Source organism: Nostoc sp., from assembly GCF_036917195.1.
Classification (GTDB): Bacteria; Cyanobacteriota; Cyanobacteriia; order Cyanobacteriales; family Nostocaceae; genus Nostoc.
On record NZ_JBALDG010000057.1, the window covers coordinates 113,141 to 131,124 of the forward strand.

Below are 17,984 nucleotides of genomic sequence, written 5' to 3' on the forward strand. Positions count from 1 at the left end.
CCATGAATATGTATAGCAGTCCTAAATCATTTGTAAAAATAAATTAACCGCAGAGGCGCAGAGAGCGCAGAGAGAGGAATCGGAGATTTTCACGACTCATTTAAGATTGCTATAGCAGGTATTTTGTGAAATTGTATAAATCCAAGAAAACAGATTATTAGCATATATAGGGTATAAAGCTAAAAAATGAAAATTAAAAAGGATAGCAACTTTCATTTAACTTATTGCAGCAATATTCATCCTGGTGAAAGTTGGTTAGAGGTTTTCGCCAATTTAGAAAAATATGTTCCCAATCTCAAGTCACGTTTATCATCGACAGAACCTTTTGGGATTGGTTTGAGGTTGGCAGATGTTGCTACCAAACAACTTTTAGAAAGTGAGAATTTAGCTCAATTTCAAGATTGGCTTACTCAAGAAGATTTATATGTTTTCACCTTAAATGGATTTCCTTATGGCGGATTCCATCGACAGGTGGTAAAAGACCAAGTTTATGCACCAGATTGGTCTACACAAGAAAGGGTAAATTATACATTAAACTTGACACAAATTTTAGCTACTCTGTTACCAGAAGGACTGGATGGCGGAATTTCTACACTGCCATTATCCTATAAACCTTGGTCGGGAGAAGACCAAGCAACTTTTGAAACAGTTCTGAAAAAGAGTTGTTTGAATATAGCATCAGTTGTCACAGAAATGATTCGTATCTGCGAAGAAACAGGAAAGATACTCCATATTGATTTAGAACCTGAGCCTGATGGATTAATTGAAAATACCTCAGAAGTAATTGATTTTTATCATAATTGGTTATTGCCAATTGGTGGTAATTTCTTATCAGAAAAATTAAATATTGAGCAGAGTTTAGCAGAGACTAAATTGCTAGAACATGTTCGGGTTTGCTATGACACCTGCCATTTTTCAGTTGAATATGAGCAGCCTCAGTCTGTGTTTGCGCGTTTGCAATCGGCAGGAATTAAGATTGGCAAAATTCAAATCAGCGCCGCAATTAAAGTAAAAATACCTGCTGAGGTTGAGAAACGTAGTTTAATAGTTGAGCGTTTACGTCCTTTTGCTGAATCTACTTATCTTCACCAGGTAATAGAACGTCGCAGTGACGGTACACTGAATCACTATCCTGACTTAATAACTGCATTACCAAACTTAGAAAAATCTCTAGCTGAAGAATGGCGCACTCACTTCCATGTGCCAATTTTTATTCATGATTATCAAATTTTGCAGTCTACGCAAGATGATATTGCTACTGTTTTGCATCTACTTAAAACAAACAATGCTTGCCAACATTTAGAAATTGAGACTTATACCTGGGATGTATTGCCATCAGAAATGAAGATAGATTTACTGACTTCTATTCAGCGGGAATATGAGTGGGTATTAAAAAAATTTACCGCCAATTAAGAGGAGATTGATTTTATGCAGAAAACGGTTGTTCTAAATGTCGTGGGATTAACGCCTAGTTTACTAGGAGAAAACACGCCGTTTTTATCTTCTTGGGCAGCTAAAGGGCAGGTAGTTCCGATCGCAACAGTGTTACCTGCTGTGACTTGTTCGGTTCAGGCTACTTATTTAACAGGAAAATTGCCTGATGAGCATGGAATTGTCGCTAATGGTTGGTACTTCCGTGATGAATGTGAAGTTAAATTTTGGCGACAATCTAATAAACTAGTGCAGGCTCCCAAAGTTTGGGAAATAACTAAATCAATAGATCCAAACTTCACTTGTGCCAACCTTTTTTGGTGGTACAATATGTATTCCTCAGTCGATTATGCCATTACACCGCGCCCAATGTATCCCGCAGATGGGAGAAAATTACCTGATATTTATACCCATCCTAGTGATGTGCGATCGCAAATTCAATCTGATTTAGGTAACTTTCCTCTGTTCGATTTCTGGGGGCCAAAAACTTCTATTAGTTCTAGCCAATGGATTGCCAATTCGGCAAAATGGATTGAGGAACGCTACAGCCCCACTTTATCACTAGTTTATCTGCCACATTTAGATTACTGTTTGCAACGATTTGGCAATAATGAAACACAAACCCAAGCTGATTTGCGAGAAATTGATGCTGTTTGTGGCGATTTAATTAAATATTATCAAACACGAAATATTCAGGTAATTATTCTTTCTGAGTATGGCATCACGCCAGTCTCCAAAGCAGTGGATATCAACCGCGTATTAAGGGAAAACGGTTTAATAGCTGTGCGGGAGGAATTAGGGCGAGAACTGCTCGATTTTGGTGCTAGCATTGCCTTTGCTGTTGCTGATCACCAAATTGCTCATGTATATGTGAATGATCCGGCGTACATCCCAAAAGTGCGATCGCTTTTAGAAGCAACTGAAGGTGTGGCGCAGGTATTGGATGAAGAGGGTAAGCAAGCCTACCACCTTGCTCATCCTAGATCGGGAGAGTTGGTGGCGATCGCTGGGTCTGACGCTTGGTTTACCTATTATTATTGGCTCGATGATGCCAAAGCGCCGGATTTTGCTAGAACTGTAGATATCCACCGCAAACCTGGTTACGATCCTGTAGAACTTTTCCTCGATCCGCAGCTGAAATTGCCTCAAGTAAAAGTTGCTCTCAAGTTACTTAAGAAACAACTAGGTTTTCGCTACTTAATGGATGTGATTCCTCTGGATGCTTCCCTAGTACGTGGCTCTCATGGTCACATTACCACTTCTTTAGCCGAAGGGCCTCTATTTATCACCCATCAAACTCAGCTAGTTGATGAAAATCAAATTGAGGCGACAGATGTTTGCTCGTTAATTCTCAAACATTTAAATCAGGAGTAAAAAGGGCGGTTAGAAACCGCATCTACACGAAACTTTACTCACGCAAGGGGCTTAAGCCCCTTGTTCAGTGTAGGCTGAGTACCCTTCTTCTAGTTTCTTGAGCATTAGTATCCATTCTTATCCAGTAGCCTGACCAAGTGCCAATATGTTTGGTAAAAACCTGAAAATCGCTCAATTGTTTTAGCATATTGCTAATACAAAAATTTTTTTACCTGTTTTTTATACATTAGAGAGCGGCACTCATGGAAAAATATTTTATATTTCTTCACTCACAGAGTTTCACAAAACTAGCACAGCCATATTCCGCATCCCACAAGCTAATCGGGCGTGTTGGCAAATTTTCACACACAAGTTTTAATTGTACCAATTGAAGCTGGTATGGCAATTGTATTGTAGATTGTGATTGTGGCTCAAAGCTTTACAGCCACCCCGTCACGTAGTAAAGCTATAATTGGGATGCAAGGGAAGCCGGATACACTTTAAAGCGATCGCAATGGCAGAATTAATGATTCATACTAATGTTAGAGGTAGGCTCTAAATAACATTTGGATATGCAAAAATCTTATATTTGAAAATATCTATTCAAGATTTGATATAATTCCCTAATAAATATTGTTTTAGCCCATCTAATTAACCTAATAACATGGAAAATCTAACTCATAAATTATCCAAACCGATAGTAGAGAAAGTTGCCATTGTTGGTGCTGGCCCAGGCGGTTTGGCTGCTGCTATAGTACTGAGAAGCCAAGGGATAGACGTTCAAGTTTATGAAAAAGCCCAAGAATTTCGCCCAGCTGGAACTGGATTAGGACTGGCTCCTAACGGCTTGAATTTTTTAGATGCGATCGCACCAGGAATAGTCGAAACCCTCAAAAGTTCAGGATGCGAGGTTCACCACACGATTTTAAAGAATATTCAGTCTGAGACAATCCGAACTAATGCAACTAAATACTTGGAGCAATACGGACAGCCATTATTGACTGTTTGGTGGTATCGTTTGCAGCAAGTTCTAGCCTCTAGATTGCCATCTGACATCATTCACCTTAATCATCGCTGTATCAGCTTTGATCAAGATGAAAACGGTGTGGAAATTCATTTTGATGGCGAAAAACCTGTATATGCAGATTTGCTGATTGGGGCTGATGGCGTCAACTCTGTAATTAGAGAAACTTTATTTGGCGAGGGTAAGCCTAATTATATTGGTAGTATGTGTTGGCGTGCCGTCATCAAGTATCACCACGAGCTATTTAATGACTATGAACTAGTTTTTGTTAAAGGCAATAAACAGTTCATGTACATTCTCAATGTGGGTGGCGGTTATACCAGTTGGATTAGTCGGAAATTATCGCCTGATTACTCTCTTTCCCACAGTGCTGATGAAGTGAAATCTCGTATTCTCGATGAATTAGCCGACTGGGATGAATCCTTTCGAGCGGTGGTCGAAGCGACACCAGCCGAACAAATTTGGGAGGGACCAATTTGCGATCGCCCACCGTTAACTCACTGGAGCCAAGGCAGAGTCACACTTTTAGGCGATGCTGCTCATCCAATGGCACCTGCGATGGCACAGGGAGCAAATACTACTTTTGAAGATGCATACGAACTGGGAGAATGTTTTTCCCAGTCAGCTAATCTTCAAGAAGCTCTCATCAGCTACGAACAGCGTCGCCTTGAGCGGACAAAAATCATCCAAGCTCGTAGTGCTTTGGGTGAGATGCGCTACTATGACGACACATCGACATCTCCTGGACAGCCAGAGCAACGGCAAATGCCACTCAATGAAGATATTTCTAAATGGTTGTATAATTACAAGCCATCTCTAACAAGTTAAATCTTAGTGGTATAAATTGAGGTTGCGGAAGGGATTGCTAGTTTTTTCAAAATAGCAACAATCTGAGCAATGAGCCAAAAAAGTTAAACTAAGTGCTGATCTTATCGAGTAATTTGAGGATATCAAAAGTGAGTGTTTTTAGTCAAGTCCTCAAACACAACAAATTCGTTGGATAGTTGAGAATTATTCGCGTAAACTTAATACAACTTAATCAAAGTATGAATTGTTGTAAAATAAGAAATTTCTATAATAGTTGAGCTTAAAATACTCAAAATCAATATCTTTGTAATGAAACACCTATGTACGCAGATCAACGCGAATAAATTATAATCCTCCCCGTACTAGAAGTACGAGGAAGATTCAATTACCCCTACTTAGCAATGCTGATGATTGCGGCTATTGGGATCTAACTGCAAGCTTGCAGACATGCCTTAGATTCTATGGATTTTGAGAGAAGTCTGATTATGCAACGATCTCAAAGTTCGTAACTGCTAATACTGGTGGTAATGTGTATATATTGTTATCGTTATCAATGTTGGCAAATTGACTACCTGTGCCAAAGCCTGGTAATGTCAAGTTTTGGTTGAAGAACAAGTTGCCAGTTCCAGAACTGTAAGTAATGAGTCCAGAGCTAGTTGCTGCTGCTGCATCATTAGCTACTATCTTAATCTGGAGGGGACTATAGAGTCCGACGAAAGTTGACCGATCCAAGACAATTTTGTCATTGGGGCTGAAGTCAGTAATTCTATCTACACCCAGATCAGCACTAGAGAACGGAGCGCCTGAGCTGAACACGAAGCGATCGCTACCACTACCGCCCGTCAGGATATCATTACCTTTTCCACCTCGTAAAATGTCATTACCAGCGTCACCATAGAGGCTGTCATTGCCAGCACCACCATAGAGAATGTCATTGCCAACACCGCCAAAGCCGCTTAACGGTGTAGCTGTGCCACTACCATCAAGCAGGTCATTTCCAGCACCGCCTGTGAACGATACTGTACTTACGCCAGTTCCCGCCAGGTTGTTAACATCGAAGATGTCATCGCCTCCGCCACCATTAACTTCAAACCTCTCTGCGCTGTCTACAGTCAGGGTGAAGGGAACTAGGTTGAGCCGATCAAAGATTGCTCTGCCTTGGGTGTCTCGTTGCAGGCGGAAACTGTCTCCCGCAGCCGCCGCGCCGTTAACTTCAACCACGTCATAGCCAGCGTTACCACTGATTCTGTCGCTACCGTCACCGTTGTTCCAGATCAGTCGGTCGTTGCCGGTTCCGCCAATGAAGGTGTCGTTGCCACGATTTCCTAGTAGAGTATCGTTACCGTCCCCACCGAATAAAAAGTCGATACCATCGCCACCTCGTAAGAGATCATTACCAGCATCACCATAGAGAATATCATTGCCAGCACCACCAGAGAGGCTGTCATTGCCAACACCACCAAAGCCAATTAACGGTGTAGTTGTGCCAGTACCATCAAGCAAGTCATTTCCAGCACCGCCTGTGAACGATACTGTACTTACGCCAGTTCCCGCCAGGTTGTTAACATCAAAGATGTCATCACCACCACCACCATTAACTTCAAACCTCTCTGCGCTGTCTACAGTCAGGGTGAAGGGAACTAGGTTGAGCCGATCAAAGATTGCTCTTCCTTGGGCGTCTCCTTGCAGACGGAAGTTGTCTCCTACACCCGCGCCGTTGACCTCAACTACGTCATAGCCAGCGTTACCGCTGATTCTGTCGCTACCGTCACCGTTGTTCCAGATCAGTCGGTCGTTGCCGGTTCCGCCAATGAAGGTGTCGTTGCCGCGATCGCCTACTAGGGTATCGTTGCCGTCCCCACCGAATAGAAAGTCGATACCATCGCCACCTCGTAAGAGGTCATTTCCAGCATTACCATAGATGCTGTCATTTCCAGCATTACCATAGAGGGTGTCATTTCCACCTAAACCACTGAAACTATCAGAAGCGGCATTACTAATACCTATATCTGATCTATAGGTTGGTCCTGGGCCTGGAATCCAATTTACTGCCATGATTAATACTCCTAATTCTTGATTTCTAAGTGAGTAATGATGTACTAGTACTTCATTTCTAGGAAAATGTATGAAAGTACTAGTTTCTGTTTCCGAACTACGAAACCTATAGTTTTTAGCTGCTAACTATTATTCAGGGATATATTTTTCTTTTATGCAGAATATTTGTTTTTGTAAAACTTCTTCACTATGAACTTTGCAGACAGCCCTTATTACATCCTGACTTTTCAGGTCATGTAGAAAAGAAAGAATGGCTCGTGAATGCCTTTCGCAAACCAGCTTTCAACTGATTAGATGATTTTCGCTAAAGTTCAAAATAGTACTTCTGGTGTGCGAAGATTAAATATTTAATTGTTAAAATTACCACTTAACAGCAAAGTATATCCACGGCTTCAGATATATTGATTATACAGTTGCAAATCACTTCTATGAAGAGAGCTAAATCTCGTTAAAAGCAATACCAAAATAGAATTTCAAGCGTTAGGATAAAGCGTACAATCAGTATCTTATCTAGTTTAATAGACATTATATTCAACACAGGATTTGATGTGATGTGTTTTTAATAATACCCATCCATAGTCCAATCTTCAAGATGTAAATTAGGAACTCTGCTAAAATCTCTATGATTGCGGGTAACCAAAATTGCTTCGTTAGCCAGAGCGATCGCAGCAATTCTTAAGTCTTGCGTACCTATCTGGATTTTTTGCTGGCGCAAACTCTGGTAGTAACTGTATGCTGCATCATCGAAATCTAGCAAATTCATACTACAAAAGTAAATCTGGGTTATTCGCAGATTTCGATAAGCAACTACTAGCAGCTCTGGTTTAGTAGCACACTTGCTAATAGAAGCTAGTCTACCTTTCAATTGTTCTTCAAGTGTGACTATTGTAATAAATATGTTGGAATTTCCGACAGCTTGAGCACGTTGTAGAATTTTAGAATTACCATGTTGAGAAAGAGTAACATGATCAGTATCGAGGATATATTGGCTCAAGCTGACTGATTCTCCTCTAAAGAAGCTTCATAAGCAGCGACCTCTGCATCTAATTCACGTCGATTGACATCCATATTTTCGACAAAATCATCAAAAAGTTGGTCATCCTTGAAAATACCATCAAATTTAACCCAAGGATTAGACTCTTCAACCTTTTGTTGCTGTTTCAAGATTGTCAAACAACAAAGTCGTAACGTGACCCACCATAAATAAGACATGATAGGTGAGTTGAACTCACTATCATTAATTAAACCGTGAGCCATGCGGTTTCTTAAATTTGAACCGGAACGTTCAATTAATAAACCTTGAAGATCAAAAAGTGTGTCTTCATCAAAAATTGAGTTTATTTGTGGATAGTTGCGGGGAAAAAGAGTAGTATTCAAATCACGCTCATCTTCAATTCCTTTATCGATATCAATTTTTGAAGGTAGCGCACCGTGTTTTCGGAGTAGATAACGAACAGAATTTTCAATTTGAGGAATCAGGATATTTGTGGAAGCAATGAAATCTCCAGTTAATCCAGCGTAAAGCCCTTTCGCAAACTGATGTTCTCTCCCCGATGGTACAAAGGGGTTGTTTGAAACTATTGCAAATAAGTCTTTTTCTTGTACATTATGTTCCAGGTTTATTTGCTCCCTAGCTGGTTCGATATAAGCTTGGGCGTGAAGTCTTTGATAGAAGACTGCATTCCTGTACATCTCAAAACGAATTGATTCTTCTACCTGCTCTGGATTATTGGATAAAACTGACTTGGATTGACGAGCTACAACTTTACCCATCTGATTAATCATTGCAGATCCAAATAAATGAGACGGTGGATTTTCAACAACTATTTTCAAGACTTCTTGTCGAAGGTGAGAGACTTTAGGTGGTGTTCCTAGAAATGCTAGATAAAAGAGTGCATTATCAAATTCTTTACCTTTAACGTGTGATCTAGCTATATTCACTTGAACACTAATATCTGTTTCATAAGAAATCGGAACTAACTCATTTAAAGATTGCTCCTGATACTGGCTAAGAAGCTTGCGAACCTCCTCAGCTTTTTTCTTTGCAGCGATAGTTTCTTGCTTATTACCTCGAACATTCATAAAAGCTTCAAAAGCTTTCTCCATAAAATGTGATGCACGTAGATAGCTTGGATCTGTACCCTTAAGGCTATCTTCAGCTTCTTTTATATAAGTTTCAGCCGCCTGTATTTGCGCTGTACGTTCCCTATTTTCATCTTTTTCAAAACGATGCCATTGTGCTTTAATTTCCCAATAGTTTCTAGCCCTACGCCAATCATTGTTTGATTCTGCTAGGGTTGCAGCTTTCTCAGCAAGAGCAGCATATTTAGTCGGATTACCAAGTTTGTATTCTTGTAAAAGCTCCATAAGTTTTGCTGACAGCCACAGTGGATCTTCTCCGTTGTAGCGATCAAGGACTGCCTCTATGTGTGCGACAACTACTTCAGCTTGATAATTAATTTTGCGTGCTAGCCGAAGTGCCCGTTCAATCCTCTCGAAACACTGACTCCACTTTTCAGGATCTTCTAATTCTGTGGCAGATTGTAAGTAGGCTGTAACAGCTAACTGTGCCATTTGATAATTGCGCTTTTTGACCCAGAGAATGTCCGCAATTCGTGCTTGAAGTTCTGGGTCTGATACTTCAGGAGCAATGTCAGTAAGAAAATTTAAATGTTCATCAGTAAGATTTTGGAAAACTTCAGCAAAAAACTCCTCTGTTGATTCTGGCTTGATTGCAGCACCAGTTATGAACGCTAGAATCTCAAAGACAGACTGTTCTCTGACATTTCCTGCCTCTTTTGCTTGCTGTGCATTGTTCCAGAAGACTCTGTTGTAAGCACTACACTCTTTTCTTTCGCTGCTATTAATCACGTCCTGCCAGCGAGAGTTAATAAAATCTTCTTTAGTGAGAGGAGGGTTTATTAATGGCATAGTCTAGAATTACTGAAGCTATATGTCTACTATGCCAAATCTGAAATGATGTAGGTAAAATCTATAAATTAACATTCCCCAGCACAGCCAGGGAACGAGAGAATATTAACTCGCGGCTAAATTGCTCCAACCGACGTAGGGTAATTTTGTAGCTGTTGCCCGAACTTGGTCAGCGTTAGCTACTAACTGACCGCAAGCGTCCCAAGTTCCAGAAATGAATGTGCTTCTTGTACCTTCACCGATCGCAACTGAGGCTGTAAAGTCACCAATCTGCACTTGCAAGGTTTCCAAATCCACTGTCACGCCGGCTTGAGGATTGGCAGCGACTAAATCTTGCAGTTGTTTAACAGTAACAGCATCGGCTGTCACACATGGTATACCCATTGCCACACAGTTACCGAAAAAGATTTCGGCGAAGCTTTCACCGATTAAAGCTTGGATTCCCCATTTTGCGATCGCTTGGGGTGCATGTTCCCGTGATGAACCACAGCCAAAGTTACGGTTGACTATTAAAATATTCGCCCCTTGGTATTGGGGTTGGTCAAAAGGATGTTCACCTTTGAGTGCTGTCCGGTCATCAATAAACGCGCCTTCGCCTAACCCATCAAAGGTAACGGCTTTCAAATATCGCGCGGGAATAATGCGATCGGTATCTATATCATTGCCCACTAAGGGTATACCGCGCCCTGAAACTGTTTTAACTTCACTCACCATAAACTTAAGTTCTTACTTGAATAATTGCCTGTTGCAGATTTCGCGTCACCTCTCCCCAGCTAGGGGAGAGGGTGGCGAAGCCGGAGAGAGGTTAGAGTAACTCGCGTACATCAGAAACTTCGCCTTTAATCGCAGCGGTAGCGACCATCGCCGGACTCATTAACAATGTTCGACCGGAGGATGAACCCTGTCTTCCTTTAAAGTTGCGGTTGGAGGAGGAGGCACTGATTTGTCTTCCTTGTAGCTTGTCGGGGTTCATGGCCAAGCACATGGAACATCCCGGTTCACGCCACTCAAATCCGGCTTCTTCAAAGATTTTATCCAGTCCTTCAGCTTCCGCCTCTTCCTTCACCCTTTCAGAACCAGGAACAACAAAGGCTTTAATTCCCTCTGCAACGTGGCGACCTTTGGCGATTTTCGCAGCTTCCCGTAAATCACTAATTCTGCCGTTGGTGCAACTACCAATAAAGCAGACATCTATTTTGGTACCCTTGATCGGTTGACCGGGGAACAAATCCATGTAGCGGTAAGCTTCTTCGGCAATGAATCGGTCTTCTTCAAGCAGTTCTTCCGGTTGAGGCACTGACTGGTTGACACCGATACCTTGACCGGGAGTAATCCCCCAGGTAACAGTAGGAGAAATTTCCGCAGCGTCGAATACCACTACATCATCGTATTGGGCATCAGTATCGCTCTTGATCGATTGCCACCAAGCCACTGCTTTATCCCAATCTGCATTGGGTGCAAAATCTCTGCCTTTAAGGTAATCGTAAGTGACTTGATCGGGATTAACGTAGCCGCATCTAGCACCGCCTTCGATCGCCATATTGCAAACTGTCATCCTCTCTTCCATATTCATTTGCTCAAATGTTGTGCCTGCAAATTCATAGGCATAGCCCACGCCACCTTTAACACCAAGGGTGCGAATGATATGCAGGATGACATCTTTGGCGAAAACTCCTGGGTTGAGAGTGCCGTTAACTTCAATTTTGCGGACTTTTAGTTTAGAAAGGGCAAGAGTTTGGGAAGCGAGAACATCCCGGACTTGGCTAGTACCAATACCAAATGCGATCGCACCAAATGCCCCATGACTTGATGTGTGACTATCTCCACAAGCGATCGTCATTCCTGGTTGGGTGATTCCTAGTTCTGGAGCGATGACATGAACTATACCCTGACTGCCAGAACCAATGTTGTAAAAAGTTATGTTATTTTCTTGACAATTATTTTCCAGCGCTTGGATCATTTCTTCTGCCAAGCTATCGTCAAAGGGACGTGCCTGATTTTCTGTTGGCACAATATGATCGACTGTGGCGACGGTACGCTCTGGAAACAGTACTTTTAAACTTCTCTCGCGTAACATCGCAAAGGCCTGGGGACTGGTAACTTCATGAATTAGATGAAGCCCGATAAATAGTTGCGTCAGCCCTGAGGGAAGTGTACCAACGGTGTGTAAGTCCCAAACTTTGTCAAACAGGGTACCTTTGCTCATACGTCAATCAGTATTTAAAGAGTCCGGTCTTAAATAGTATCAAAAAAAAGTCTCGGTTTTGGCAGATCACTTAATATTACTTACATCTTTATTTCTCTGTGCCCTCTGTGCCTCTGTGGTTTCAATCTTCCTTAACGAACCGCAGAGGCAAGGCAGTGCGTTGGGCGGGTTCCCCGACTTGTTCGCTCTTAGCGTTCCCGCAGGGTAGCAACTGCCGCGCTGAGAACACAGAGGAAGAGAGAACAGAGGTAATATCACCTTTGAGGCAACAAATCCGAAATATTGAGATGCAATGATGTAAATAACTTTATCCTTTTGAACAAGGATATCTAGGACAATACGAGATAATTGCACTACCAGGATTATGCCCATAGATTTACGGGAATTTTATCAGGCTAGCGATCCCAGCAGAACTCTGTTTGTTAACAATAGCTCTGATGGCAAGTATTACATAGATTTTTCCTCAGTCCGAGGTGGTGATATTCTTGGCAAGCTGAAGCAGAAAATTACTTATTTTAAGCCCAATGAACCCACCTGCACTTTATTTACTGGGCATATTGGTTGTGGTAAATCCACAGAACTATTACGGTTACAGGCAGAACTGGAAAAGTCAGGCTTTCACGTGGTCTATTTTGAGTCCAGTGACGACCTGGAAATGACCGATGTCGATATTGCTGATGTGCTGCTGGCGATCGCTCGTCGGGTGAGTCAAAGTCTGGATAAAATTACCCTGGAGTCACCCAACAAGTTTAATGAGTTGCTGCAAGGGGCTTGGAAGGTCTTAAACTCCGAGGTGACGGGGGTTAAAGTTAAGGTTCCAAATGTCGGCGATTTTGGTGTCACCTCTGAAAAAGAAAAGCTTTCTCTGTCTGTGGGTATTGGTGAAATCACTACCAAGATGAAAAATGACCCAACGCTACGAGAAAAACTCAATCAGTATTTGGCACCGCAAAAAACTAAGCTGCTGGAAGCGATTAATCAAGAATTATTGGAACCTGCCGTGGCTAAACTCAAACAGCAGGGTAAAAATGGTCTGGTGGTAATTGTCGATAATCTTGACCGCATAGATAATCGTGTCAAAGCTTGGGGTCGTCCGCAGCAAGAATATTTATTTGTCGATCAGGGTGAGTTTTTGACAAGGCTTAATTGTCATCTCCTCTACACCATGCCCTTGGCTTTGAAGTTTTCCAATGATTACGGAATGTTGACTCAGCGTTTCCCAGAAGATCCCAAGGTGTTACCAATGGTACCTGTACAAAAAACTGATGGCAGTGTTCATGTAGAGGGAATGGCACTCATGCAGCAGATGGTACTAGCTAGAGCTTTTCCTGATTTGACACCAGAGGAGCGTTTAAATAAAGTTACCGAGATTTTTGATAGTGCTGCTAGCCTAAAGCGGTTATGTCAAATCAGCGGTGGTCATGTGCGGGACGTGCTGAGGCTGCTAAATACCTGGATTATGGAAGAAATGAGTCTTCCTCTAACTCGTGCAACCTTAGAGCAAGTGATTCGTTCTCGGCGGAATGAAATAATGTTGCCGATTTCTGATGACGAGTGGCAATTGTTACGTCATGTCAAGGAAAGGAAAAAGGTGAGTGATGACCAGGGATATCAAAAACTGATTCGCAGTCGGTTTGTATTTGAATATCGGGATGGTGGCGAGTCTTGGTTTGATGTTAATCCTGTTTTGGCAGAAGCAAGAGAACTACAGTGAGGAATCAGGGAATCGATGAATAACTAGATGATGAAACCAGAAACCAAAAATGTTTTGTTAAAAGCTTACGCACAACTGCACCAAATCACAGAAGAATTGTACTCAACCTCGGATCTTACTTTTCACGTTATATGGAAAAGCCTATGAAAAACCTAACCCCCTAACCCCCTTCCCGTGTCGGGAAGGGGGAAAATTCAAAGTCTCTCTCCTTTTAGGAGAGAGATTTAGAGAGAGGTTTTCCAGATACCGTGAAAAGTCAGAGCCTCGGATAAAGCTGTAGAAAACAACGATTTTGAGGACGCTAGCTTACTAGCTAGTAGAGCAGATAGACTTTATGAAGAGATAGAAAATTTAGAGATTGTAATTTCAGAACAGGAGGAAATATGAAAACAATCCCAGAGTTAAAGACTCGTATTAAAGAACTCAGTAAACAAGCTGTTGAATTTAGTAGAAAAGCATCTGAAGTGTGTTTAAGTGACCGTCAACAAGCCAAGTATTTTAGACAGCAAGCAAGAGAAGCTAGCAAACGCACTCAAGTATTGATACAGGAGTTAAAACGCCAGGAAGTTTAACTTGTAGTCTTTAATTCTTCCCTTGCCTCCTACACTCTAGATTTACGTCAGCTTATGACTTATGACCGACTCGCAACCATCAGAAGATGACCATGTAAACAACGCTCGCTCACTGCAACAATTAGCTTGGGCGATTGAGTCCTCTGTAGGGCAGTTTAAGCTGATTTTGGCCCGGTGTAATTATGCTAGAGAGCGCGATCGCCTCATCCAGAGATTGCGGGAAATTTGTCAAGTCGAAATTCGTGTCTTGGCGGTGCAGCAATCTCGCAAGACTCTTTATATTGCGATTCAGTCAGAATTCGGCGAAGAAATACCAGCCTGTGTGATGGTAGTGGGTTTGGAATCAGTGCAGAATTTGTCTGTGATGTTAACTTCTGCTAATCAGGTGCGGGAAGAGTTTCGCAAGAATTTTGCTTTTCCCTTAGTGTTGTGGATTGACGATGAAATCTATAAGCAACTAATACAGCTTGCGCCAGATTTGGAAAGTTGGGCAACTACGAGAAATTTTGCCATATCAACACAGGAATTAATAGATTTTATCATCCAAACTGCTAATCAATGGTTTAATAATAACTTAAAACTTAGCGTAGATGTATATATTAACCTGGAAAATGAGTTAGAAACAGCGCAAAGAGATTTACTCAATCACCCAGATATTTATAATTTAGAAATTCAAGCTAATTTAGAATCTTTATTAGGTTTTGTTAAACAGATAAACAATCACATAGATTCGGCGTTACAGCATTATCACAAAGCTTTAGAACTTTGGCAAGAAAGTAATAATTTAGAAAAGCAAGCAATAATCCTCGGTGAGATTGGCGTTTGTTATTATCTCAAAGCTTTTAAACATCAAGATATCAATCATCCAGATTGGCAAGCGACTTGGCATTATGTTCAAGAGTATATTAATTTTATTAACCAGTTTCAAAGTCCAGATTTAACTGACTTTTCACCTAATCTGGAAAAGTTAAAGCGAAACCTAACCCCCCAACCCCCTTCCCTACTAGGGAATGGGGATAATTCAAAGCCTCTCTCCTTGCAGGAGAGAGGTTTGGAGAGAGGTTTTCCATATTGTCAGCAAGATTTAATTGCTAATGCAGTAGTTAAATTTGGTGATATCTTGCGAGACTTGCAAAAGTGGGAAACATTGCAGAGTCTTTCGGAACAAGCTTTAGTAGTACATCAAACTAACAATCAGACAAGGGAATTAGCCAAAGATTACGGTTTTTTAGCTGAGGTGTCTTTGGCTCAAAACAACTGGGTTAAAGCAAATCAGTTTGTTCAGCAAGCGTTGAAAGTTTTTGCCGCGATTCCCAATCTGGAATCAGCAAATATATCAGGGGTTTTATCTGATATTCCCGAAAGAGTTTTAAAATCAAAAGATTTGAGCTTGTATCAGTTTATTTTAGGTCGTTCTCAATACCATTTAGGTCAAACTCAAGAGGCAACTCTCAGCCTAGAAATTGCTAGGGATGTGGGTAATCCCTTAGAAGATGTCAGGCTTTACTTGGATATTCTCAGTTTTTTGCAACAGCTTTACTTTCAGCAGAAAGAATATCTCCAAGCATACAAAATCAAACAGCAACGGCGTTCCATTGAACAGCAATTTGGCTTGCGGGCTTTTATTGGTGCGGGGAGGTTAGAAGCTACAAAACAGGCATTTGTAGAGACATTGCGGTTAAACTCTCCCCAAGGAAATATTGCCCCAGAAATTGCTGCATCTGGTCGCCAATTGGATGTAGAACGTTTGATTGAACGCATGGGTCGCCCTGATTATAAGCTGATAGTCATTCATGGGCAATCGGGTGTGGGTAAAAGTTCCCTGGTGAATGCGGGACTGATACCAGCTTTAAAGAATAAAGCGATTGGTATTCAAGATTATTTGCCGGTGGTAATGCGCGTTTACACCAACTGGGTGGAAGAGTTGGGGAAGCTTTTGGGAAAAGATGGGAGGGATAAGGGAGATGAGGAGAATAAGGGAAAGTTAGAATTTCGTTCATCCACCTTTGAACTGGATGAATCCACCTCAGAACTCCGTTCATCCACCTCGGAACTGGATGAATCCACCTTTGAACTCCGTTCATCCACCTCGGAACTGGATGAATCCACCTTTAATACTCGTTCATCCACCTTTGAACTGGATGAATCCACCTTTGATACTCGTTCATCCACCTTTGAACTGGATCAATCCACCTCAGAACTCCGTTCATCCATTTTGGAACTGGATGAATCCACCTCGGAACTCCGTTCATCCACTTCAAACACTCAAACTCCTAACTCCTTAATCACTCAACTACGTGAAAATGAACAGCGCAACCTCCGCACAGTGCTAATTTTTGACCAATTTGAGGAATTTTTCTTTGTTTACACCGAACCTGCACAAAGGAAGCAATTCTTTGAGTTTCTGGGAGAGTGTCTGAATGTTCTATCGGTGAAAGTTATCTTATCGTTGCGGGTGGATTACATTCATTACTTGCTGGAGTGCAATGATTTATCCAGCCTCAAGATTATTGGCAATGACATTCTCAGTAATAATGTGCTTTACAAGTTGGGGAACTTCTCGCCTGATGATACGAAGTCAATTATTCAGCGTTTAACTGAAAATACTAGTTTTCACTTAGAATCTGCTTTAGTTGATCAACTAGTGCTAGATTTAGCCGGGGAATTGGGCGAAGTTCGTCCCATTGAGTTGCAGGTAGTGGGGGCGCAACTGCAAACTGAGAATATTACAACTCTGGCAGAATATCAGCAACGCGGCACTAAAGAAGAATTGGTTAAGCGTTATTTGGATGAAGTTGTTAATGATTGCGGTGTTGAAAATCAGCAGGCGGCGGAATTATTACTGTATTTGCTGACGGATGAAAAAGGAACTCGCCCTTTAAAGACTCGCGCTGAATTGGAACGCGATTTACAGGAGTACTTTTCGGTTAGTAGTTTTCAGCCTTCGGAGATCCCCCCAACCTCCCTTAAAAAGGGGGGCTTTATTCTCTTCAACCCCTTTTTAAGGGGGTCACTGAAGGCGGGGGGATCAGAAATTAGAGAGGATAAAGCTTCTGAAATCAGCAAATTAGATTTAGTGTTAGAGATTTTTGTCCAATCCGGCTTAGTGGTTTTGCTACCAGAAACCCCGGCTGACCGTTATCAACTGGTACACGACTACATCGCCGCCTTTATCCGCCAGCAACAAGAACCGAAGTTAAAGCAGGTAATGGCGGAACTGGAAAAAGAACGAAAAGAAAGAAAAGTGAGTGAGGTAAAATTTAATCGTTTTCTCAAACGCAGCATTTTTGGTTCCGTAACCGCAGGTTTAATTGTGGTTGTACAGGTGTGGATAGCATTTTCATTGCTAAGAGAGGCAAATAACCTAAAAAAACAAGCCGAAATTAATGAAATAAACGCCCTTGCTAATTCTTCAGACACCTTTTCTGCCTCTGGGCAAATCTGGGATGCAGTGACAGAAGGCTTAAAAGCGGGCGGAAAACTGAAAAATGCCGGGAAGGTGGCGGTAGATACCCAGATGCGGGTTGTGGGAAGTTTGCAGAAAGCTGTTTACTTACAACCAGAGAACAAATTCCAAGAACTGAATACATTAGAAGGGCATAGCAGTGCGGTCTATAGCGTGGTGTTTAGCCCCGATGGGCAAAGGCTGGCTTCTGCAAGTTCTGACAACACGATCAAACTCTGGGATGTCGCCACAGGCAAAGCTGTGCAAACCCTGACTGGGCATAGCGATGTGGTCAGAAGCGTGGTGTTCAGCCCCGATGGGCAAAGGCTGGCTTCTGCAAGTGCTGACAAGACGATCAAACTCTGGGATGTCGCCACAGGCAAAGCTGTGCAAACCCTGACTGGGCATAGCGATGTGGTCAGAAGCGTGGTGTTCAGCCCCGATGG

General features: G+C 41.9%; 11 protein-coding genes. 6 read left to right on the forward strand and 5 right to left on the reverse strand.

From position 1 onward, the window contains the following. Positions 1 to 186 precede the first annotated feature (186 nt). The 3 genes from eboE to V7K40_RS18470 all read left to right on the forward strand — a co-directional run bounded on the left by eboE (position 187) and on the right by V7K40_RS18470 (position 4,636). Entirely contained in the window at positions 187 to 1,413 is a 1,227-nt protein-coding gene (eboE, locus tag V7K40_RS18460; protein ID WP_334962134.1) for a metabolite traffic protein EboE, read from the forward strand. Between the two features lie 15 nt (positions 1,414 to 1,428). Next, positions 1,429 to 2,805 carry a nucleotide pyrophosphatase/phosphodiesterase family protein gene (locus V7K40_RS18465; RefSeq protein WP_334962137.1) on the forward strand — a complete coding sequence of 459 codons (1,377 nt, stop codon included), beginning with the start codon at positions 1,429 to 1,431 and terminating at the stop codon, positions 2,803 to 2,805. 643 nt (positions 2,806 to 3,448) lie between these two features. Further along, positions 3,449 to 4,636 carry an FAD-dependent monooxygenase gene (locus V7K40_RS18470; protein ID WP_334962139.1) on the forward strand — a complete coding sequence of 396 codons (1,188 nt, stop codon included), beginning with the start codon at positions 3,449 to 3,451 and terminating at the stop codon, positions 4,634 to 4,636. A 462-nt stretch (positions 4,637 to 5,098) separates the two neighbouring features. Here V7K40_RS18470 and V7K40_RS18475 read toward each other — a convergent pair whose 3' ends face one another. The 5 genes from V7K40_RS18475 to leuC form a co-directional block, all read right to left on the reverse strand. Continuing rightward, the gene (locus tag V7K40_RS18475) at positions 5,099 to 6,670 is read right to left on the reverse strand and encodes a calcium-binding protein (protein WP_334962141.1); all 1,572 of its coding nucleotides are present in this window, start codon (positions 6,668 to 6,670) and stop codon (positions 5,099 to 5,101) included. Positions 6,671 to 7,229: 559 nt separating this feature from the next. Next, positions 7,230 to 7,664 carry a type II toxin-antitoxin system VapC family toxin gene (locus tag V7K40_RS18480; RefSeq protein ID WP_334962144.1) on the reverse strand — a complete coding sequence of 145 codons (435 nt, stop codon included), beginning with the start codon at positions 7,662 to 7,664 and terminating at the stop codon, positions 7,230 to 7,232. Further along, the gene (locus V7K40_RS18485) at positions 7,661 to 9,601 is read right to left on the reverse strand and encodes a DUF4209 domain-containing protein (protein ID WP_334962146.1); all 1,941 of its coding nucleotides are present in this window, start codon (positions 9,599 to 9,601) and stop codon (positions 7,661 to 7,663) included. Before V7K40_RS18485 ends, V7K40_RS18480 begins: the two co-directional genes overlap by 4 nt. A gap of 105 nt (positions 9,602 to 9,706) precedes the next feature. Then, positions 9,707 to 10,315 (reverse strand): 3-isopropylmalate dehydratase small subunit, encoded by a 609-nt coding sequence (gene leuD, locus V7K40_RS18490; RefSeq protein ID WP_334962148.1) that lies wholly within the window; start codon positions 10,313 to 10,315, stop codon positions 9,707 to 9,709. 91 nt (positions 10,316 to 10,406) lie between these two features. After that, the gene (gene leuC, locus V7K40_RS18495) at positions 10,407 to 11,807 is read right to left on the reverse strand and encodes a 3-isopropylmalate dehydratase large subunit (protein WP_334962150.1); all 1,401 of its coding nucleotides are present in this window, start codon (positions 11,805 to 11,807) and stop codon (positions 10,407 to 10,409) included. A 364-nt stretch (positions 11,808 to 12,171) separates the two neighbouring features. Between leuC and V7K40_RS18500 the strand changes: the two genes are divergently transcribed. The 3 genes from V7K40_RS18500 to V7K40_RS18510 form a co-directional block, all read left to right on the forward strand. Next, positions 12,172 to 13,521, forward strand: coding sequence for a P-loop NTPase fold protein (locus V7K40_RS18500; protein ID WP_334962152.1), 1,350 nt, complete (start codon positions 12,172 to 12,174; stop codon positions 13,519 to 13,521). A gap of 383 nt (positions 13,522 to 13,904) precedes the next feature. Further along, entirely contained in the window at positions 13,905 to 14,093 is a 189-nt protein-coding gene (locus V7K40_RS18505) for a hypothetical protein (protein ID WP_298904329.1), read from the forward strand. 61 nt (positions 14,094 to 14,154) lie between these two features. Beyond that, on the forward strand, positions 14,155 to 17,984 hold a 3,830-nt coding region (locus tag V7K40_RS18510), incomplete at its 3' end, for a ribosome assembly protein 4 (RefSeq protein ID WP_334962154.1).

Coding starts and splice junctions, on each gene's coding strand:
- leuC (WP_334962150.1), bottom strand. CDS start 11,807: ATGAGCAAAGGTACCCTGTTTGACAAAGTTTGGGACTTACACACCGTT.
- V7K40_RS18485 (WP_334962146.1), bottom strand. CDS start 9,601: ATGCCATTAATAAACCCTCCTCTCACTAAAGAAGATTTTATTAACTCT.
- leuD (WP_334962148.1), bottom strand. CDS start 10,315: ATGGTGAGTGAAGTTAAAACAGTTTCAGGGCGCGGTATACCCTTAGTG.
- V7K40_RS18470 (WP_334962139.1), top strand. CDS start 3,449: ATGGAAAATCTAACTCATAAATTATCCAAACCGATAGTAGAGAAAGTT.
- V7K40_RS18475 (WP_334962141.1), bottom strand. CDS start 6,670: ATGGCAGTAAATTGGATTCCAGGCCCAGGACCAACCTATAGATCAGAT.
- V7K40_RS18500 (WP_334962152.1), top strand. CDS start 12,172: ATGCCCATAGATTTACGGGAATTTTATCAGGCTAGCGATCCCAGCAGA.
- eboE (WP_334962134.1), top strand. CDS start 187: ATGAAAATTAAAAAGGATAGCAACTTTCATTTAACTTATTGCAGCAAT.
- V7K40_RS18465 (WP_334962137.1), top strand. CDS start 1,429: ATGCAGAAAACGGTTGTTCTAAATGTCGTGGGATTAACGCCTAGTTTA.
- V7K40_RS18505 (WP_298904329.1), top strand. CDS start 13,905: ATGAAAACAATCCCAGAGTTAAAGACTCGTATTAAAGAACTCAGTAAA.